The sequence below is a fragment of the Paenibacillus taichungensis genome (assembly GCF_013359905.1).
In the GTDB taxonomy this organism is placed as follows: Bacteria; Bacillota; Bacilli; order Paenibacillales; family Paenibacillaceae; genus Paenibacillus; species Paenibacillus taichungensis.
Map to the genome: position 1 here is coordinate 349908 of NZ_JABMCC010000121.1, position 21797 is coordinate 371704.

Annotated in this window: 16 protein-coding genes and 1 pseudogene; 14 read left to right on the forward strand and 3 right to left on the reverse strand. The window is 46.1% G+C overall.

Annotated features, from left to right (window positions below):
• Nucleotides 1-98: 98 nt before the first annotated feature.
• From HP548_RS29225 to HP548_RS29260, 8 genes are all read left to right on the forward strand, one after another.
• Nucleotides 99-1022, forward strand: coding sequence for an S-layer homology domain-containing protein (locus HP548_RS29225; RefSeq protein WP_090997860.1), 924 nt, complete (start codon nt 99-101; stop codon nt 1020-1022).
• 1159 nt (nt 1023-2181) lie between these two features.
• Nucleotides 2182-3153: an ABC transporter permease gene (locus HP548_RS29230; protein WP_076290185.1), complete on the forward strand. Its 972-nt coding sequence runs from the start codon at nt 2182-2184 to the stop codon at nt 3151-3153.
• A gap of 16 nt (nt 3154-3169) precedes the next feature.
• Nucleotides 3170-4078: a carbohydrate ABC transporter permease gene (locus HP548_RS29235; RefSeq protein WP_076290184.1), complete on the forward strand. Its 909-nt coding sequence runs from the start codon at nt 3170-3172 to the stop codon at nt 4076-4078.
• Nucleotides 4079-4119: 41 nt separating this feature from the next.
• Complete coding sequence (locus HP548_RS29240; RefSeq protein ID WP_064640230.1) at nt 4120-5715, forward strand: extracellular solute-binding protein; 1596 nt, start codon at nt 4120-4122, stop codon at nt 5713-5715.
• 33 nt (nt 5716-5748) lie between these two features.
• Nucleotides 5749-7035: an alpha-L-fucosidase gene (locus HP548_RS29245; protein ID WP_175383625.1), complete on the forward strand. Its 1287-nt coding sequence runs from the start codon at nt 5749-5751 to the stop codon at nt 7033-7035.
• A 61-nt stretch (nt 7036-7096) separates the two neighbouring features.
• A complete protein-coding gene (locus HP548_RS29250; RefSeq protein ID WP_175383626.1) occupies nt 7097-8119 on the forward strand; it encodes a carbohydrate-binding family 9-like protein in 1023 nt (340 codons plus the stop codon).
• 7 nt (nt 8120-8126) lie between these two features.
• Entirely contained in the window at nt 8127-10760 is a 2634-nt protein-coding gene (locus tag HP548_RS29255; protein WP_175383627.1) for a transglutaminase domain-containing protein, read from the forward strand.
• 6 nt (nt 10761-10766) lie between these two features.
• The gene (locus HP548_RS29260) at nt 10767-11813 is read left to right on the forward strand and encodes a glycoside hydrolase family 18 protein (RefSeq protein ID WP_175383628.1); all 1047 of its coding nucleotides are present in this window, start codon (nt 10767-10769) and stop codon (nt 11811-11813) included.
• Between the two features lie 113 nt (nt 11814-11926).
• Here HP548_RS29260 and HP548_RS29265 read toward each other — a convergent pair whose 3' ends face one another.
• Nucleotides 11927-14227, reverse strand: coding sequence for a helix-turn-helix domain-containing protein (locus HP548_RS29265; RefSeq protein ID WP_076290178.1), 2301 nt, complete (start codon nt 14225-14227; stop codon nt 11927-11929).
• A gap of 390 nt (nt 14228-14617) precedes the next feature.
• On the opposite strand from HP548_RS29265, the pseudogene HP548_RS29270 reads away from it, so the two are divergent.
• Nucleotides 14618-14722 (forward strand): annotated as a pseudogene (locus HP548_RS29270) (helix-turn-helix domain-containing protein); the annotation flags it as partial.
• A 43-nt stretch (nt 14723-14765) separates the two neighbouring features.
• Entirely contained in the window at nt 14766-15125 is a 360-nt protein-coding gene (locus HP548_RS29275; RefSeq protein ID WP_076290174.1) for a winged helix-turn-helix transcriptional regulator, read from the forward strand.
• Between the two features lie 85 nt (nt 15126-15210).
• Here HP548_RS29275 and HP548_RS29280 read toward each other — a convergent pair whose 3' ends face one another.
• Nucleotides 15211-15738: an NAD(P)H-dependent oxidoreductase gene (locus HP548_RS29280; RefSeq protein ID WP_175383629.1), complete on the reverse strand. Its 528-nt coding sequence runs from the start codon at nt 15736-15738 to the stop codon at nt 15211-15213.
• A 306-nt stretch (nt 15739-16044) separates the two neighbouring features.
• Nucleotides 16045-16962 (reverse strand): ArsR/SmtB family transcription factor, encoded by a 918-nt coding sequence (locus HP548_RS29285; protein ID WP_076290172.1) that lies wholly within the window; start codon nt 16960-16962, stop codon nt 16045-16047.
• A 351-nt stretch (nt 16963-17313) separates the two neighbouring features.
• On the opposite strand from HP548_RS29285, the gene HP548_RS29290 reads away from it, so the two are divergent.
• The 4 genes from HP548_RS29290 to HP548_RS29305 all read left to right on the forward strand — a co-directional run bounded on the left by HP548_RS29290 (nt 17314) and on the right by HP548_RS29305 (nt 21753).
• Nucleotides 17314-18273, forward strand: coding sequence for a glycoside hydrolase family 43 protein (locus HP548_RS29290; protein WP_246318292.1), 960 nt, complete (start codon nt 17314-17316; stop codon nt 18271-18273).
• A gap of 132 nt (nt 18274-18405) precedes the next feature.
• Nucleotides 18406-19746 (forward strand): ABC transporter substrate-binding protein, encoded by a 1341-nt coding sequence (locus tag HP548_RS29295; RefSeq protein WP_076290171.1) that lies wholly within the window; start codon nt 18406-18408, stop codon nt 19744-19746.
• A 247-nt stretch (nt 19747-19993) separates the two neighbouring features.
• A complete protein-coding gene (locus tag HP548_RS29300; protein WP_062324023.1) occupies nt 19994-20884 on the forward strand; it encodes a carbohydrate ABC transporter permease in 891 nt (296 codons plus the stop codon).
• Nucleotides 20885-20910: 26 nt separating this feature from the next.
• Nucleotides 20911-21753, forward strand: a complete 843-nt coding sequence (locus tag HP548_RS29305) for a carbohydrate ABC transporter permease (RefSeq protein ID WP_076290170.1) — start codon at nt 20911-20913, stop codon at nt 21751-21753.
• The last annotated feature ends 44 nt before the right edge of the window (nt 21754-21797 follow it).

A 21797-nucleotide genomic window follows, 5' to 3' on the forward strand; every position in this document is an offset into this window, starting at 1 on the left:
CCAGATGTTGATTTTACTGAAACATTTCAGGAGAGTCTCCCGTCTGTAGGATTGAAGAGGTCAAAAATTGGGTTTACTAAATATGGAGGTGCCAAGAAATGAAACATAAAAAAGGATTGGCTGCAACGCTTGCGCTCTGCGTGTCTTTGACGGCAGGAGGTGCATCGGTACTTGCATTTTCGGATGTAAAAGATGAAGGACAAAAAACGATTGTGGACTCGTTACATGCCAAGGGTGTTGTTAATGGAGTAACGGCGGATCTATTTCGTCCAGATCTCGCATTGTCCGAGCCACAAGGTGTTCAACTGATCGTGAACGCTTTTGGTCTGAAGAATGAATACGCTGCCGCCTCGGCACAAAATAAAATTAGTCCAACGACCTGGTACGCCGATGCCGTTCAGGCTGCAACACAGAATGGTCTGTCCATTCCGGTGGAGTTGAATCCACAGGCCAAAATGACGCGTGAGCAGTTTGCTATTTTGCTCCTTGAAGGGATTAATACAACCGGAGAATATCCGGTGATCATGCTGTATAATGATATTAAGGACGAAAATAAAATCGGTAAGGACGCCAAATCTGCGGTCCAGAACCTGCTGAACATGGACATCATTGAACTGGATAAGGACGGAAACTTCCGTCCAGATCAGTCGCTTACCCGTATGGAGGCTGCAAGCATGATCTTCAATGCACTTGAATTCGTAGATAAGCACGGCAATGGCGGATCGACTGAACCGACTCCAACGAATCCGGGCGAAGGCCAACAAGGGATTGTGCCTACCGTGACATCAACCAAAGTGGATGACAAGACGGTAAAAGTCAAACTGACCGCACAAATGCCTCATCCTGGTTATGGGTTGAAGATTGAAGATGTGAAACTGGAGAAGGATGGACGTGCCATTGTGCTGTATACCATTATCCAACCTGACCCGGACATGATGTATCCAATGGTTATTACTGATGTTACCGCAGAGACAGACATTCCAACAGGATACACTGCAGAAGCACAGCCTTCTGGAAAATAATCGAGCCTTACCAGCGTGCTTCGATCCTTGATCGGAGCGCGCTTTTTTTTTTGATTTCTTTCTGAAACCGACGATCGATATGAAGAATTTGCGTAGGGAGAGGGGCTGTCTTTCAGTCCGAATCTTGAGTAGTCCGACTGAAATGTAATAATTCTATTTATAAATGTTATATTTTGTGACTCATAGATGATTAGTGAAGTAGAATTAAGCTAATTTGTGTAATGTTATATGACATTAAAATTGTCATTTATAAGATGTAAATCAATATCTATATAGGTGATAAAGCTGCTTCGTATTAACGGAGCGGCTTTTTTTCTGGCCTGATCCAAAAATTATCATTCATTCCAGCTCCCCATGTCATGTGCAAAATCAACATATATGACTGGATATACCCAGTGTTTATCTACGTTTTTGTGCATTGTAGTCAAGGATAAAAACGACATATTTACCGAGCGGGGAAGAAACTCATAGAATAAAGCCAAGCCATAAGGGAGCTTGATGCAGGTGGTAAATATATGATAGATAATATTACATTTATGTGATTGAATTAAATCTATCCTTATTACTTTTTCTAAGCATCAGGAGAGAAGGAAGACAAATGCATAAGTAAAGGGGGAGAAACAAAGTAGCAATGAAGAGGAACTGGCTATTACATTCAAGATATCGATGGGCAGAGCATGCTAAGACCTTGCGACCTGTATGACCGATGTGAATCCAGAATGCGACCTACACACATGGAATACCTCTTTCCTAAACATATGTGGGTTTTGACTTTAAGGTCTGTTTCTCAACTTTCATTCAGATCGGACATCTCTCAAGTTCATGCGAAGCTACTCTAAACGACAACTTTAAGAGGAAAATGAGTCAAATTCCACATGTTTTATGCCTCCAAAATGACAATGACAAGTTTAAACCAAAAGCGTAAACCCTTGTTTTAACAGTACTTTCCGTGTTTTTAACAGTGAAGATCGAAATAGCATATTTACGGATTCGGAAATGATCCATAAACTCAGTATGTAAGCGTTACCAAATTGCGAGGGAAACAAGGCCTCGCATGATAGAAATGTGGTCCGGGACTCATTCCTTACATTTGAACAGGAGTGTTTCGCTCTTCTTACAAAACGGACGGATTTTCATTTAGAAAAGGAGGAAACAACTGATGCAGCCAGAAGGGAAGTCCGCCTTGTCGCAAAACCTATCGGTGTACACGATTCCGAACAGCAAGAAAAATAAATTATGGAGAAGGATGATTCGAAACTGGGAGTTGTATCTGTTTATCGCGCCAGCATTTCTATACTTTCTGATTTTTCATTACGGGCCGATGTACGGCATACAAATCGCATTCAAAAACTTTATCCCGACGCTTGGTGTTACGGGAAGCCCGTGGGTTGGGTTCGATCATTTTATCCGCTTCTTTAATTCGTATTATTTCTGGGATTTGTTATGGAATACCCTCAGTATCAGCTTGTATGAGCTGGCTATAGGTTTTCCGCTGCCGATCATTCTGGCGTTAGCCTTCAATGAAGTAAAGGACTCCTTCTTTAAACGTACCGTACAGACGGTCACGTATGCACCACATTTTATTTCGGTCGTTGTTATGTCGGGTATGATCATTACCTTCTTATCGCCTTCGTCAGGCATGATTGTCAATTTGGTGGAGGCTCTTGGATTTCAGGCCCCTCAATTTCTGACGGACCCTGCGTGGTTCAAGACGGTGTACGTACTCTCAGGTGTCTGGCAGAGTGCAGGCTGGGGTACCATTATATACCTCGCAGCTCTCTCGGGTGTGGACCCGCAACTGCATGAAGCAGCTGTGGTGGACGGTGCGAGCCGGTTTAAACGGATTCTGCATATTAACATTCCAGCGATCATCCCTACGATCACCATTTTGTTAATTCTGAATATGGGCAGTATTCTGGGTGTCGGATTCGAGAAAATCTTGCTGCTGCAAAATCCGTTGAACATGGGTTCATCCGATGTCATCTCGACATTTGTCTATCGGTCCGGTCTGGTCGATGCGCAATACAGTTTCTCCACAGCTGTAGGATTGTTTAATTCGGTAGTTAATGCAATTCTGCTGATTACGGTGAACCAAATAGCACGTCGCACCAGTGAAAATAGTTTGTGGTAAAAGGAGGGGAAAACACATGTCAACCGCGGTTAAGGAAAGCAGAAGCGATAAAGTGTTCTTATGGTGCAACTACATCTATCTGACGATAGCGCTCGTCATTGTGCTTTACCCGCTGTTATACATCATTAGCGCCTCAATCAGTGATCCCAAATTTGTAAGCTCCGGTGAGATGTGGTTGCTACCTAAAGGAATTACGTTTGAAGGTTATGCCCGCGTATTTGAGAACACCAACATCTGGATTGGGTACAAAAATACGATCATCTATACTGTCTTAGGTACACTCGTCAACCTGATGGTTACTCTTCCAGCAGCCTACGCGCTCAGCCGCTCTGATTTTGCGGGACGTGGATTCTTCATGGCTATGTTTATGGTAACGATGTTCTTCAGCGGAGGGCTTGTCCCGAGCTACTTGCTGGTTAAAGATCTTGGTATGGTGAACAGCATTTGGGCACTTATTCTGCCGGGAGCTGCATCCATCTGGAATATTATCGTATGCCGTACGTTTTTCCAATCGACCATTCCCAAGGAGCTGCAGGAAGCGGCCCATATCGACGGGTGTACCAACACTCGGTTGTTCATTCGAATTGTGCTTCCGCTTTCCATGCCAATCATTGCCGTGATGGCTCTCTTCTACGGTGTCGGACACTGGAACAGCTATTTCAGTGCCATGATTTATTTAAATGATTCCTCGAAGTATCCACTGCAGCTCTTTCTGCGCCAAATCCTGGTACTTCAGGAGATGGCAGCACAGGGCGGGGGAGCTATCGATACCTCTTCAGCAACAGCGATGAATTCCAAAGCGGAAATTGCTGCGCTGGTCAAATATGCTGTCATTATTGTTTCAACTTTACCTGTGATTGCAATTTATCCATTTCTTCAGCGTTACTTTGTGCAGGGTGTTATGATCGGTTCCGTTAAGGGATGATCTTAAACCATAATCCACACTAAAAAAGGGGAGTTGTCGTCATGAAAAAGCTTCGCAAGGCTTCATCCATTGTACTCTGCCTTACCCTATCAGCAGCATTGCTTGCAGCTTGTGGTTCCAATGAAGATGGAGGTTCTGCGACTTCAAATGTCGAAGGGGTCAAAAAAGAAGGATTCCCGATTGTGGACAAACCACTTACGTTAAAGGTCATGTCCCAGGATGCAGGCGTAGCCGACTGGAACACGATGCCAGTCCTGCAAGAGATGGAGAAATTGTCAGGCATCAAGCTGGAGTACCAGCTTTCGCCGATCGACAGCTTTGAAACAAAGAAGAACCTGGTATTCGCAAGCGGCGACTTACCGGATATGTTCTATGCTGCGGATCTCAAGCCAGCTGAGCAGGTTACTTATGGAACTCAAGGCATTCTGATCCCACTGGAAAAATACATTGATGAGGGCTATGCCCCGAATATTAAGAAGATTCTCGACGAAAACCCGGATGTTCGCAAATCATTTACAACGCCTGACGGACATATGTATGCACTGCCATTTATCGATACGGCTGCCGTGTGGTACAGAGGCCCGATGTGGTATAACGGGGAATTCCTAAAAGCACTTAATGTAGAGGAACCTAAGACGACGGAAGAATTATATACGTACCTGAAGCGTGTTAAGGAAGAAGACCCTAACGGCAACGGACAACAAGATGAAATTCCGCTTACTTCTGTAAAACTGGACGATCTTCGTATGTACTTCTTCGGATTCTGGGGAATGTACAACGAAGGAATCTACGCGGATAAGGACGGAAAAGTTCACTATCCTTATCAAGAAGAAGGTTATAAAGGTTATCTGACGTTCATGAACCGCTTGTGGAAAGAAGATTTGCTGGATCATGAGACCTTCTCTCAAACAGGCGATCAGAAAAAAGCAAAAGGCGAAAGCAACAAGCTTGCGCTGTTCAATGACTACCATCCATACTTCACACTCGGCGGCGAGCCTAGCACGAAGCATCCGCTGATGACACCCGTGAAGAGTGAGATCGCAGACTCACCTGTATACGGTAAACACCCAGGCATATCGGCACGTGGTACCTTTGCTATTACGAGCAGCAACCCGTCCCCTGAGGCAACTATGCGTTGGATCGATTATATGTACAGCTATGATGGGGCGACCCTGTTCAATCAAGGTCCTGAAGGTCTGCTGTGGAAATTCAAAGACAAGGAAAATCTCGTAAAAGAGTGGCTGCCTGTTCCTGGCGGCGGGGATCGTGAGGAATATCGCGGTAAAATCACGCCGAACTATGGCATTTTGACACCGGGTATTAATGATCCGGATATCGCGAAAGGTCTTCGCACCGAATTTGATGAATGGCTTGACCAGCAGAATCAAGAGAAATTGGTGCCTATCGGAAAATCACCATTCCCCAACGTTTATTTAACAAATGAAGAGCAAAGCGAAGCGACCGCTTTATTATCTGATCTGGATACGTACGTCAAGCAGATGGAAGCGAAGTTCGTAACAGGCCAAGAGCCGCTTGAGAACTGGGATAAGTATATTGCACAGATCAAAAAAATGGGCAGCGACCGTATTGTTGAACTGTATCAAGGGGCATACGATCGTTGGAACACAGGCCAATAAGAACAAGGACTCCAGAAAGAGGTGTGAACAAGGATGCAGAAATGGTTTGAAGAGGCCAAGCTGGGAATATTCATCCACTATGGCATCTATGCTGTGGACGGGGTTTCGGAATCCTGGTCCTTCTATAATGGAAGGATCTCCTACGAAGAGTACATGAAGCAGCTGGACGGCTTTACGGCATCGAAGTTTAATGCACAGAAGTGGGCGGACTTAATTGAGAAATCCGGAGCCCGATACGCCGTGCTGACAACGAAGCATCATGACGGTGTTGCTCTGTGGGATACGCAGTATAGTGACCTCAATGTCGTTAAGCAGACACCAGCGAATCGGGATCTCGTGAGGGAATATGCGGAAGCAATTCGGGAGAAGGGCATACATCTGGGGATGTACTTTTCGCTGATTGATTGGTCGCACCCGGATTATCCTAGCGTGTTTGAAGGTGGAAAGGTACCGGAGGATCTCAGCAGTGTCAATCGGCATTCAAGCCCTGTGGATGGTGCTCAGGATCAGGAGAAATGGAAGAAATTCCTTGAGTTCAATAACCACCAGCTGCGGGAGATCATGACGAATTACGGAAAGGTGGATCTGCTGTGGTTCGATGGGGACTGGGAGCGAAGCGCCGAGCAGTGGAACCTGCCGGAGTTCAAGCATTACCTGCAATCTTTGAACCCAGATGTCATCATCAACTCCCGCCTTCAAGGTTATGGGGATTATAAAACGCCAGAGCAAGGCATCCCGATTACAAGACCGGAGGGACCATGGGAGTTCTGCACCACGATCAACACATCATGGGGCTATGTGCCAACAGACCATAAATACAAATCGTTAAATCAGATCATTCGGATGTTCTGTGATTGTATTTCGATGGGTGGCAACATGTTGCTGGATATCGGTCCGCGCGAGGATGGCACCATTGATAAGAGGCAGGAGGATATTCTGCTTGGACTGGGAGCTTGGATCCGAACCCATGAAGAGGCCGTCTTTGGAACGGGCGAAGGTATTATGCCTCGCTATTATCTGGGGGGAAGCACCGTATCCGAGGACAGAAAGACATTATATCTGTTTGTTTATGACGATCCAAAAGAGAATGTATGCATCAAGGGACTATGCAATAAGATCAAGAAGATTACTGTGCTGCACTCGGGCAAAGAACTTAACCATGAGATTCATGGGGGTGTGCCTTGGTTCAATATCCCGGGGACAACGTGGATCAAAATGACCCCGGAGGACACACATGAGCAGGTGACGGTTCTTAAGCTCGAATTCGACGAGGAACTGGAAATGTACGGCGGTTCAGGAGCCGTTGTTACCCATAACTAACATTACGGGAGGGCATGCACTTATAGATGCATGCCCTCCCTCATGAAGCGGAGAGAGCGATATGAACCAAAGTGGAGTACCTGAGCCGAAGATTGAGTATGCTCCCAAACATTATATATGCAAGCGTGCGCAGGAACCGCTGATGCTGGACGGCCGCGTAGATAAGGCATTCTGGGATGCAGCTCATTGGACAGATGATTTCGTTGATATCGAAGGGGATCTTCGTCCGAAACCAGCAAAACAGACTCGGGTAAAAATGCTGTGGGATGACGACCATTTCTACTTTGCTGCCGAACTGATTGAAGATCAGATATGGGCTACGTTGACCGAGCGGGACTCTGTTATTTTCTATGACAATGATTTTGAGATTTTTATCGATCCCGACGGGGATACCCATCAATATTATGAGTTCGAGATCAATGCGCTGAATACGGTGTGGGACCTGTTATTGGTGAAGCCATATCGGGATGGTGGACCTCCGGTCAACGGTTGGGATATCAGCGGTCTTAAGACGGCTGTACATATCGATGGGGAGCTGAACACACCTGGCGCCGATAACCGAAAATGGAGCGTCGAGGTCGCGATTCCGTGGACCAGCCTAAAGGAATGTGCAGAAGGCAACCGTCCTCCTGCACCGGGTGAGTTCTGGCGTGTCAACTTCTCACGGGTGGAATGGCAGACCGAGGTGCAGGATGGTGAGTACCGCAAGGTGGTGAATCCGGATACAGGTAAACCTTATCCGGAGGACAACTGGGTCTGGTCACCCATGGGTATTATCAACATGCATTATCCGGAGCTATGGGGATATGTCGTATTTTCGGATGACGGAATGGAGCAGCCCTTTGAGCTGCCAGAAGACGAACGAATCAAATGGGAACTTCGCAGACTCTACTACCGTGAACGCAATTATTTTGAAGCCCATGGTGAATTTACACAGGATGTGAAGTTACTTATGGGTGAGGAAACATTGATTTGCCAGCCTGTAATTGAAACGACCCGTAGCCTATTCCAGATTAGTACGCCTTCCTCGGACGGCACCACCTTAATCTGTATTCGGGAAGACGGAAAGCTGTGGAAGGAGTGAGCTAGCGATGACCAGCCAAACCTTAGTGTTCTCGATGGATGCACAGTCCTTGGAGTGGATCGAGCAGAAATTCCAGGAGAAGTTAAACTTTGCGGATACCCGCAAAGATAAACTGTTTCATGTGTTTCAGCAGCCATTAACTGAAGAAGAGGCATGGGCTTTAAAATATGTGTATGCCTACATGCCGGTGAACGACCTAGCTGATTATGATGGGGAACTGTTCCTCAGTCATGTGCGTCGGGCACTGGACATTCGCAAGCGTGTGCCTTGGGGGGAACGCGTACCAGATCATCTGTTTCTGCATTTTGTGCTCCCCTATCGAATCAATACAGAGAATATTGAAGATTTCCGTGGCATTATCTTTGACGAGTTGGCCGACCGGACAGCGAAATTATCCATGGCGGATGCCATTCTGGAGACCAATTACTGGTGTCATGAAAAAGCGACTTATATTGGCAGCGATCTGCGAACGATATCGCCGCTGACGATGATTCGGAATGCCCGCGGCCGTTGTGGAGAAGAATCCACGCTGGCGGTAGCCGCTCTTCGTAGCATTGGCATACCTGCCCGTCAGGTCTACACACCACGCTGGGCTCACTGTGACAGCAATCATGCTTGGGTAGAAGCCTGGGCGGACGGCCAGTGGTATTACATTGGGGCATGCGAGCCGGAAGCCGGATTGAATCAAGGGTGGTTCAGTCCACCAGCCCGCAGGGCCATGCTGATTAATACGAGGATATTTGCCGACTATCCGGGACCGGAGGATATAACACTCTCCGAGAAGGGATATACGGAGATCAATTTACTGGAGAACTATGCGCCAGCGCATACCATCTGCGTGAAGGTGGTAAATGAGCAGGGAGCGCCCGTGCCTGAAGCGAGTGTCCGCTTTGAGCTATACAATAGTGCTGAGTTTTATCCCATTGCCGAAATCAAGACTGATGAGCAAGGAGAAGCTTCCTTTAAGACAGGCCATGGCGACCTAGTGATTCGTGCGGTTAGTGGTAGCAAGTGGGGTGAAATTCTATTCAAAGCTCAGGACGGTGCTCATGTTGAGCTTGTGTTGAAATCGTTAGAGCAGCCATCAGGGATCGTGGATTTTGATATGGTTCCTCCTCCGGAAGGGGAGGGAGAAGTAGTGGCTTCGTTACCAGAAGAGAAGATCCGGGATCACAACCGCCGCCTGGAGGAAGGTACGAAGATTCGGAGTGGATATGAGGATACATTCCTGAGTGAGGAAGATGCATTTGCATTGGCTCATACAACTGGACTGCCTCCGGAGCGCGTATGGGATATTCTACAGAAGGCACGGGGTAACAGCCGCGAAATCGCTGCTTTCCTAGAGGAACGTTCCGGTGAATTTGGAGAGTGGCCACTACAGTTGCTGGAGTCGATGAACGAAAAAGACTTGATTGATACTTTTCGGCCGACACTGGACGATCATCTTATAGGTGCACTTTCGCAGCGTGGACGATGGGCAGAAGAGACGTTTGTGAAGTACATCCTGTGCCCGAGGGTCTCTTATGAAATGGTGGTGCCTTATCGATCCGTATTCCAGAATGCTTATTCCGAGGAAGAAGCAGCGGCGTTCAGGGAAGATCCTTCGATGCTTGCATGCAATCTGGAACAGAGCTATTCGTATTATGAGGATCTCCCTAACCTGAAAGGCAAGGGAAACCCTGTAGGTACGTACAGCCTGATGAAGGGAGATCCACAGTCGCTCGATATACTATTTGTCGCTGTGTGCCGCAGTTTGGGCATTCCGGCCCGATTGCATCCGAGCGAGCAGAAACCGCAGTATCTTAGTGACAAAGGCTGGGAGGATGCGGTGTTCAGTCTCACCTCTTCGCGAAATCAGGAGAGCTCAAGCTGGGGAATGCTGCAACTTCTCAAGGATTCAGAGGCTCGGGAGGATGCGCCGTCAGCATCCTATGCGGAGAATTTCTCGTTGGCCCGTCTGGAGGATGGCGTGTACAAAACGCTGATTTATCCATATGGTCACACTGATATCTATAGCGATCCATTTGAGGTTGAACCGGGAGCTTATCGCTTAACGACTGGCATCCGTCTGAAAGATGGAACGGTAAGAGTCCGCTTCATTTACTGCATCGTTCGGGCTAGAGCCACCACGGAGGTAGTACTGACTTATCGCGAGACGGTGGTAGACATCCCTGTGCTTGGTAAACTGGCAACCGGCAATGAACTGACTCGTTTGGATGGTTCAGAGGTGGTGCTGAAGGACCTTCTGGGATCAGAGGGGGCCATTGCCGCGTGGATTGAACCAGAACGGGAACCGACCAAACATCTGATTCGTGAGCTGTGTGAGCTGGCTGAGCCGTTGGATAAGCTGGGCGTGCCAATTGTGCTGGTGATCGGAGATACAGAATGGAACGCCTCCTTTGACTCTGGGGCTTATCCGAAGCTGCCGGTACGTACGATTTTTGTACGGGATTCAAGTTATGCGGCCTTGTCCGGTTTCATTTCGAAACCTGCCGCTCACGAAGCGGGCTATCCGCATCTGTTCGTGTTGGATAATCAGGATCAAATCCGATACTCGGCCTCAGGGTACAAGATTGGTACAGGCAAGGAAGCTCTGCAGATTGCTGCTGCGATATCTCAATCATTGAATGGATCGGAGTGAAAGCGGATGACGAAATATATTGCTACTGGTTATGTCGTCGATTCTGTTCTTCCCGACATGACGGATGAGGATCTGTTGAAATTAACACATCTGAATGTAGCCTTTGGACATGTCAAGAATGATGAAATCTCCACCGAGCATTTAAAAAACGGAGAGGTTATCCGTAATATTAAGCGGGAGCATCCGAATCTAACGGTGCTGCTTTCCGTAGGCGGATGGAGCGCTGGTGGTTTCTCTGAAGCCGCCTCAACCCAGTCTGGAAGGGACAGTATGGCCGCATCAGCGGTTAGGGTGCTGGAGGAATACCCTTTTGACGGAATCGATCTGGACTGGGAGTATCCTTGTTACGGTGAAGCCGGTATCGCATCCAGTCCTGATGATAAACGGAATTTCACCTTACTTCTCAAAACGATCCGGGAAACGCTGGATGCCAAGGGCTCCGAGGATGGCCGTCAATATCTGCTCACCATTGCGGCAGGGGCTGATCAATACTACGTAGACGGTACAGAGATGGCTGAGGTGCAGCAGTACCTGGACTTTGTGCAGTTGATGACCTATGATATGCGCGGCGGTTTTCAGGTTCTGACCGGACATCATACGAATCTGTATACACCAACCGGTGATCTGTTCCGAATTAGTACAGATGCTTCCGTAAATGTGTTCGTCCGTGCCGGCGTTCCGAAGGAGAAGATCGTTATCGGCGCTGCGTTCTACTCCCGGATCTGGACTGAGGTTCCTGACCGAAACCACGGCCTTCACCAAATGGCCGGTAGCACAGGCGGCTATGGTCCGGCATTTGCCGAACTGGAAGCGAAGTACATCAACAAGAATGGTTATATCCGTTATTGGGATGAGGAAGCCTGTGCACCGTTTCTGTTTAATGGGTCGAGCTTAATATCTTATGATGATGAAGAATCGATTCAGTGCAAATGTGATTACGTGAAGGATCAGGGACTGGCCGGCATCATGTTCTGGGAATACGGCTGTGATCCCACTCATCGTCTGCTGGGTGCAATACATCAAGGGCTTCAAGATGTTCCGGTAGAGAAATAGAAGAAGAGAGTCGGTTGCGAAGGATCGGCTTGCCTATATGAGCCGAAAACATACAAAACCTCCCCTAACCAAAAGGTTGGGGGAGGTTTCTATTTATTTTACGAATCCGTCCACTAACCAAGGCATTCCTCGTCATCGTCATCCGGGGAATCGGAGGAGTCGTTGGGACGGTGCATTTTGCGGTACTGCCCTGGGGTATAACCCGTCTCTTTCTTGAATTTACGGATGAAGTTCGGTGTGTCCAGATAACCGACGCGAGTGATGATATCTTTTAACGGGTCGGTCGTATGCAGCAGCAGTCGGATAACCTCATCCATTCGTTTCTGCCAGATATATTGGGTGAAGTTCATACCGATCTTCTCTTTGAATGAACGGCTGAAATACGATGAAGAGATCGTGAATTTCGATGAAATCGTACCCAGGCTGAGGTCATAATCAGAGAAATTGGCATCAATATAAGCAACAATTTCATCCATCAGGGAGCTTTCTTCCGTCTCGCTCTTTGCCTCGACATGAGCACAGATCTCGGCGGCAAGTCCTGTCAGTTTTTTCTCCAAATCCTCCAATGAATCGTAGGAAGTGATTCTTGGAAGTTGATTAACCACGTGATGTATGCCAAGCTCCGAGGCCGTTTTGAGCATCGTATTAAGAATATCGAAGCAGATGCAGCGCAGCAGCGGTACAGATGGCATTTCGGATTTCAGGGTATTTAACGCAGTCGATACCATTTGAACCGCCACATCGTAACTGCCCTGTTTCAAGCTCTGAACTAGTTTCAGCAGCACATCCTTAGGGACCCAGAAGGAAGAATCCTCTTCACTAGAGCCGGAAAGGGCGTTGAAGAAGGTACTGCTGCCTTGTCCGTGCAGCATGGACGCTTCCAGCGCGGTTGATGCCTCGATATAGGATTGGTTCAGCTGTAATGGAGAACTATAGCTGTTGCCAATCCCGATCGCGGGAGCAACTCCGACGTGCTCTGTCACCATTGATTGTAGTGATTCAACAATAGGCTCCATACGAGCATTCAAGCTGGATTCATGCCCGACTTCGGCATTAAATCCAACGATAAGGGCCACTTGGTCTGGCTGTGGAAGCTCCACGCCATAAGCATAAGCAGACAACTCCGGCAGTTCCATATCGTTGATCAGCTGCATGATAGTACGCTGTTCGGGATGATCTACGATGGGAAAAGCATGCATTTCCCATCCCAAGGTCATAACAAAATAATGGGATCGGTTAAAGCGTATACCGAGATTATCCGTAAACTCAGAGGGGAGCTCTCCGGTATGACCATGTTTCAGTAACATAAGCAGAATATGATTACGAGCGTAGGGCTCCTGAAGGTCCACACGCTGGCTGTAATCATGCAGCGTTTTCTTGATCCATTCCAGCTCGTTGCTGGTTGTGGAAGGTTCAGGATTATTCTTTAAACGGATAAACTCCATCAAGTCTGAAATCGGATGGTATTGTCTTCGGGCCAACAAAATGGCGAGGAAGGTGCCCATCACCACCATGAAGGAGAAAACAAGAACAACAAAGGTACGAATATGGACGATTCGGCTGAAAAATTGATTGCTTGGCATAGCGGTTACATAAGTCCAGCCCGCGTCTGATTTGACGGATACCACCGAATGCGGTTCTTGATTCAAGGAGAGGCTGTGTGTTCCCGGCTCAAGTTCAAACAGAGATTTGACTTCCTGTTCGGTAATGGTTTCCCCCTTATAATTAGCGGCCAGCACCTGCCCATAATTATCGAAAATATAAGTCATCCCATGGTAGTCGCTGAGAATGGAATCAATCAATCCGGTCAGATTGGACTCGTGAATCAGGTACATGACGGTGCCGTGGGCGGGTGTATTGTTAGGTGCAATCGGTACAAGGTAGGCCAGCATGGAATTGGGTACTTTGGTTCCTTGAACGACTTGTTCAGCTGGTCGTATCGTGGGAAACTGAACGTTATTCAAATCTCGGATCATATCCGTTTTGTTCCATGTATTAAATTTGTAGCGGCCCGTGAATACATCCAGGTTCTCAGAGCCCTGAGACGAGTAGATGCTATCATCTCCGCGGAAGAACAGAAATAGCTCATCGATAATGGAACTGGTGGCTTTGTATTTGACCAAGGCAGCAATTGATTCCCGGCTATAGTAGGGATGGTGAGTCCAATAGCGGGTCAGCTGCTCATCGTAGGCGATACGAAATGCGATGTCCTGCAATTCCTTCATGCGGTCATCAATGACCGTTTTGGCTTGGGTCAACTGATTAACATTAGTCTGTTCAATCTCTGAACGGAGCGTGTCCACAGCATTGTGATAAATAATAATAGTTAATATAACAAGAGGGATAAGGAAAATGGAGATATAGGATAGTGTGTACTTAAACAGAAGCTTGGACTTGAAGTGATTCCATTTCATATCTGCAACCTCCCGTTTTTCTTTAGAGCTGCAGCGATAGCGCTCTCATAAAGACAGTGAAGTATTACCATGATGCCGAGCTGCTGGGTGTTCCTACTAAAAATATTAGGAGAACTTCTCTAATAAATCAATGAATCTTTTCTGAGTTTCAGAGCAATCAGGAAGAAAGTCACATGAAAGAAGAGGAACTCGGTGAGAATAACAGGTGTAAAGCTATAAAAGGGCTTTTTTTATGAGAGGTTCATTTGCTTCAGTACATGAGGAATTATATCGATCCAAGGATCAGCAAACCTTGATTTTTCGGCCATGGAGTAGCATGATATAGACATTCATTCCAACATGAATCATTGAGGGCGAATTGTTGAGCAACGCCTATTTGAATTAGTTTAAAGCCAAATTTCTTATGAATGCGGCTTTAACGATAGCGATTATTTTACCCGGCAGTTCACAAAGGTGTATGGCGTGTCTCCCAAAACGTACAGGCAATCTCTATAACATGCCGCTGTGGTGTGATTGAACAAAAGAAGGAGGGGTGAGTGTGAGAGAAACCTGTGTTCCAACTGGCGTGGCACTAAAAGATACCGGCTTTGGATATACGCTTTCCCTGGTAAACGGTAAATATAAAATGGTTATTCTATATTGGCTGTCTGAAAACAAAGTAATGCGACATAATGAGCTGAAGCGAAGTATCGGTACTATTTCCTACAAAACATTGAGCGTCATGCTTAAGGAGTTAGAGGAACATGATCTGATTCTACGCAAAGAATATCCCCAAATTCCGCCCAAAGTTGAATATTCATTGTCGGAACGAGGAAAATCAATAATGCCACTGTTAGATATGATGTGTGACTGGGGAGAAGCCAATATGGTGTCTGCCCCGGGGTTAATGCAACGCTAACGGTCAGATTGTGAGATTAAAAAGCAAAAAGCAGTATCTTCCTGAATCGGAGATACTGCTTTTTTTGATTTGCTTGAAGTGAGTGTTACAGGTTATCCATGAAACGTAAGTAGTTTTGTACGTTTTGTTCTAAATCACTTGCCGCAGGCTCGTGTTCTGCCCCGTAGAAGGCAAAAAATGATCGATAATCCGCACCGCAGTAAAGGAAGGTCGTCTCCAAAGGAGATAACATTTGTTCAACGGTATAGCGATATTTGGCCTCTTGCGCGTAATCCTCTTCTTTGATTCCGGCAGATACGCCCAAGGCAACTTTGCGTTGTTGCAATTTATCCCCCTTGGAGCCGTAAGCCCAGCCATACGTAAAAACTTCATCCAGCCATTGTTTAAGAAGAGGTGGGCTGCTGAACCAATAGAACGGAAATTGCAACACAAGATGGTCATGACTTTCAATGAGCTGCTGTTCTTGCTGCACATCAATATGTCCATCGGGGTAAATTTTATATAGTTCATGTACCGTATATTTTTCCGGATATTGTTGGAGTTCTTCTATCCACCGTTTGTTGATGACCGACGTTTCCAGGTTGGGATGTGCTACGATGACAAGTGTTTTCAAAATGAATTCTTCCTCTCTAAGCTATAATGTTTCTTGAGTATAAAGGGAGATTTCCAAAGATGTAAGTATGCACTTTTAGTTCAGGTACTTACCTTAGGGTAAGCACCATCCGTCGTTTTATATGTTCCATAGAGGCCTCCAAACAGTCATGGATATGGGATTTTGCAAAGAATTGCGGAAACATGGGTCCGTCTCGCAGAGCGTCTAGGCAGGTTTAGTAATCGAAATAAAGATAGCCGCCAGGCTTATGCTTGGCGGCAGTTTTTGATGTTTAAGTAATAACACGGTGTGTTCGTAATGGCGTCATTATTCTTCTTGCACATTATAGAGCACACGGGCAAGCAAGTTCTGGCCGTAATTGCCGAAATTTTTGCCAAAGATCGTCAATCCGCGTTTGTTCACTGGTCCGTCTGTTACAGCGATTCGAAAGTGGATATCGCTTTTGTAATCCAGGCCAATCTCGTCCAGAGTTACATCGGAGATACGGCATCCATCAATGTAGCTGCCCTCTTGGGTGATACGGATCAGCTTCAGCATCCCGTATTGATTCAGATGCGGCGGCCACCAATCCGGATTGAACGTACCCCGGGTATTGCCAAAATCTCCTGGGCTTGTCCAACAGCCAATCTCAATGCCGTTAACGTAGAAATAAATATCCGAAGGGTAGTTATCGCAAAAACCTGGTGCTTCCGAACCCAATTCCATGGACAACTGGATTTCGCTGAACGTCTGGTTAGGCTTAAGGTAGTTGGGAATTCGATATTCCAGATAACCTTCGGCCAGCCAAATCATCTCCGCATCAATACGGAGCGGGTCAGCAAAGTAGCGCGGATCATCGAACTCACCGACAATGCTGTCTCGGGTAGCAAGACCACATGTAGGAGCTGCCTGATAATCGCTATAATGACCTACCTGAATTTCAACCTCGTATCGGTTATAAATCTCCTGTGAGCGCAGGTCTACCATTAGTTTTTCCTCATTGAGATAACATATCTTCTGAATTCCATGTTTGCCAACCGCAGTATTGATCTCAATCAGGCCGCTTTCTTCCAATTTCTTAATATGCATTGTAATGGCGCCATTGCTGAGCCCCAGTTTGGTTGCGAGATCATTGAGGTTAAGACTCTGGTTCTTGGCAAGCAGTTCAATAATCTGGATCCGAATTTCTGAACTGAGTGCCTTGAAAATATTAACGCCAGACATCAGATCTTTAATATAAATCATAAGTGGTTTTCCTTTCCACGTTCTGAACAAAGCCCTTCTGATCCAGGCTTCTGCACATTTATATGGTTTGTTTTAGATAATTATAAATGATTCCCCGTTGGAAGGGAAGGGCGGAGTAAAGGAAGCCAAATCCCTTATATACATAGCATAAATGGGCGGGATATTCATAAATTGATGAATATTTACTTTAGAAAATAACTTGAATCATTTCATATATATTTGAAATATACCATTGAAATGTGATGTAACCGCTTTTATAATCCTAGTATACCTAAATTGATTTAATACTTCATGAACCAAATTAACTATTTGCTCAGGAGAGGTGGACTCGATTTGGAAAAGGTCAAAGGAATGACAGGATTCAGGAAGAAACGTTGGGCATTACCTGCACTACTTGTACTTGTTTTGCTATTGGCGGGTCAGTCCCGGGCATTCGCGGCATTTTGGAATCTGAGCGGAGATATTGCCGTGCACGATCCATCCATCATCAAAGAAGGAAACTCATGGTATACCTTCTCAACAGGTCCTGGCATTCAGGTACTGAAATCGGATAACGGCTCCTCATGGTATCGGGTTCCGCAGATTTTTCTGAGCAAGCCATCCTGGTGGGCTTCTGCTGTTCCGGGACAGAGCGGTCTGGATGTATGGGCACCTGACGTTGAGCAGTACAACGGAAAAGTGTGGCTGTATTATTCCATCTCTACTTTTGGCTCCAACAGATCTGCGATCGGGCTTGCGTCTGCAACCAGCATTGGGGCAGGTCAGTGGAAGGATGAGGGATTAGTACTTCAAACCACAACCGCCAACAATTATAACGCTATTGATCCGAATCTGGTCATCGATGCTTCAGGCAATCCATGGCTAGCTTTCGGTTCTTTCTGGAGCGGTCTGAAGATTGTGAAACTCGACAAAAACACAATGAAACCGACCGGAAGCATATCCTCCATTGCGGCGCGTCCGAATAATGGTGGTGCCATTGAAGCTCCAAGTATTTTGTATCGAAATGGCTATTATTACTTGTTTGCCTCCATTGATTCTTGCTGCCAGGGCGTAAATAGCACGTACAAAATGGTCTATGGACGTTCAACGAGTATTACAGGTCCGTTTGTGGACAAAAACGGTGTGAGCATGTTGAATGGCGGAGGAACTATATTGGACTCTGGGAACGTCAAGTGGAAGGGACCCGGTGGTCAGGATGTGTATAACGGTAATGTGATTGCACGCCACGCCTATGATGCTGATGATAATGGCAATCCGAAATTGCTAATTAACGACCTGCTGTGGGATTCCAACGGATGGCCAACCTACTAATTTATTTTAAATAAATATAAAATGTTTTAATAAAGTATTGACTAAAGTGATCTGGATTTGATAAATTTAACAACAGAAATCTTATTTTACTGAATTGAATACGGTTACAAATCCAGATCAGGAGGGGTTCAGATGGTAAAGAAAAAAAGATTGGTCACACTTATGCTTCTAATGCTGGTAAGTGCACTTGTGTTTGCGGGCTGCGGAGGAAGCAGCGGATCAAGCGGGGACAAGGAATTGACATTCATGTTCCGGGGGGGCACGGATGAACAGAAGGCATATCAAGCCGTTGTTAAAAAGTTTGAAGAAGAGCATCCAGGTGTCAAAGTCAAAATTATCGTAACAGCTGCGGATCAATACGCAACCAAATTGAGAGCTGCCATTACAGGCAACAGCTTGCCGGACGTATTTTATTTTAACCCTGGTGATATAAAAGCCTATGTAAACAGCAATGTGCTAATGAACCTGACACCTTACATTGAAAATAATGCAGACGTAGATTTGGATAACATCTGGAAATATGGTGTGGACCTGTACCGCTATGATGGCAAAATGGCAGGTCAGGGTGATCTCTACGGCATGCCGAAAGATCTGGGTCCGTTTGCACTCGGTTATAACAAGACATTATTTGAAAAAGAGGGCATCCCATTCCCTGATAAGGACAAGCCTTACACATGGGATGAATTCATCAAGGTCAACCAACAAGCAACCAAGGATACGAATGGAGACGGTAAACCGGACGTATTTGGTACAGGCTTCAACGTACAATGGGCGCTGCAGTCCTTTGTATGGAGCAATGGTGCAGACTGGTTGGATGATAGCAAAACAAAGGTAACCATTGATGATCCGAAATTCGCGGAAGCACTGCAATTCTTTGCGGATATGCAAAACAAATACAAAATCACGCCTTCCATTGAGGAAGCGCAAACATTGGATACGTACCAACGCTGGATGAAAGGGGAAATGGCTTTCTTCCCAGTAGGTCCGTGGGATATGAGTACATTTGAGAAACTGCCTTTCGAATATGATTTGCTACCTTTCCCAGCCGGCTCTACCGGAAAATCCGCAACGTGGATCGGTTCCCTGGGTATCGGTGTATCGGCCAAAACGAAACATCCGGAAGAAGCAGCAGCGTTGGTTAATTACCTCACAGCTTCCAAAGAAGGCATGCAGCAGTTGGTTGATGCCAAAGTGCAAATTCCGAATCTGCTTGATATGGCAGACGAATGGGCCAAGGATACTTCAACGAAACCGGCCAACAAACAGGAATTCATTGATATCGTAGAAGATTACGGCCGCGCACTTCCAGGTAACTACACGTACAATGCGGAGTGGTATGACATGTTCTTCACAGACATTCAACCTGTTCTGGATGGCAAGATTACAGCCGCAGAATATGTGAAGCAACAGCAGCCAAAAATGCAAAAGCTGTTAGACAAAGCGGTAGAACAAGAGAAGAAATCTCAGAAATAAAACATTTATCAACATGCTGAAATAATGGGACTGAAAAGATTGAAGGGTAGGTTCTAGAGAGAAGCAGCCTACACCAAATGGATAGAGCAGTAGATTCCGTGTTCAAAAAAAGGCGGTGCCAGCAGCCTGCTATCACGCTGCTGGCATCATTTTGGATTCCATACGGGCATGTTGCATGAATTGATCAAGAATGCAGGCATCCATCGATTCATGCAACATGCTGATATTAGAAACAGGGGTGAGCGCAGTGATTACAAAATCTAGTTTGTATCGCAAAGAGAGGCTGTACGGATATTTGTTTATTTTGCCTCCGGTTCTTGGTTTGCTGATCTTTGTTTTGTTCCCTTTCCTTTATTCCTTGTACGGTTCGTTTACGGATTGGGATGGATTGGGACAAATGAACTTTATCGGTTTAGCCAATTTTAAGGATTTGCTCACAGATGATCTTTTTTACAAAGCGATGTTCAACACCTTTTATCTGATGCTGGGTATACCGATTGGTTTGTTGCTTGCGTTACTGCTGGCGATGGGTCTGAATCGTAAAATTCCCGGCACAACGACGTTCCGTGTAATCTACTATATTCCGGTCATTTCTTCCCTCGCAGCGGTGTCCATCATGTGGAACTGGGCGTACAACGGGGATTACGGATTAGTGAACCAATTCCTTGATCTATTCGGTATTGAAGGCCCTAACTGGCTCGCTAACAAAGACACAGTTAAACCAGCCCTGATTATTATGACGGTGTGGAAAGGCCTCGGTTACACGATGTTATTGTATCTGGCTGCATTGCAAAGTGTATCACGTACATATTACGAAGCAGCAGAGCTCGATGGAGCGAACGGGTTCCAGATCTTCCGCAACATCACCTGGCCAATGGTGAAGCCGGTTACCTTTTTCCTCGTCGTTACGAATATTATTGGTGGTTCCCAAATCTTCACCGAAATGAACATTATGACGCCTACGGGTGGTCCTGAATATTCTTCCGCATCTATTGTCTTCTACATCTGGCAGAAAGCATTCAGTAACCTGCAAATGGGTTATGCCTCTGCGATGGCCATGATTCTTGGTATTTTCATTTTTGTCATTACCTTGGTGCAATTCAAAATGAACGAAAAATCAGCCTATGATGGGGATTAATGGTCTAGGAAAGGAGTGAACCGGAGATGTCTTACAGTCAAAAGAGGAAATTAACGAACTCTATCATTTTTATCGTTTTGGCGCTTGGTGCGATTGCGATGATTGCACCACTGATCTGGATGTTATCCACTTCCGTGAAGGAGAAACAAGATGTGTTCGCACTTCCGCCTGTGTGGATACCTGAAGTGTTCCAATTCGGAAAGTATAAGGAAATCTGGGAAGCAGGTCCGCTTCTCAGCGGGATCAAAAACAGCTTGATCGTGGCGGTCAGTGTTACCGTTGTCGGGACGTTTACGTCCAGTATCGCTGCCTTTGCTTTTGCCAAATTGAGATTTCCGCATAAAAACAAACTGTTTCTAGCATTGCTCGCATCGATGATGATTCCGTATCCGACAGTCATGATTCCGCAATTCATCATGTTCTCGAAGCTCGGGTGGGTGGACACACTGTTACCGCTTATCGTTCCAGGATTATTTGGTAACGTCGTCATGATCTTCTTCCTTCGTCAATACCTGCTTAGTGTACCTGATGCCATTATTGAAGCAGCTAAAATTGATGGCAGCTCCTATTTCCGACTGTACTCGAGCATTACGTTCCCGCTCATTAAACCGGCGATTGCAGCTCAGCTGATTCTCTGGTTCATGGGCATCTGGAACGATTATCTGGCACCAATTATTTATTTGAATTCACCAGAGAAGCAGACCTTGCAGCTCGTTATAGCGAACTTTAATGCCACGTATGCAATTCAGACGGATTATCCGCTTATTATGGCAGCGTCCATTGTTGCTCTGTTACCAGTATTGATCATCTTCCTGATCTTCCAGAAACAGATTATTGAATCGGTAGCGATCTCTGGAGTGAAAGGATGAATCAGCGGAGAACATTCCGCGGGTGGACGAATTCAGGAAAAGGA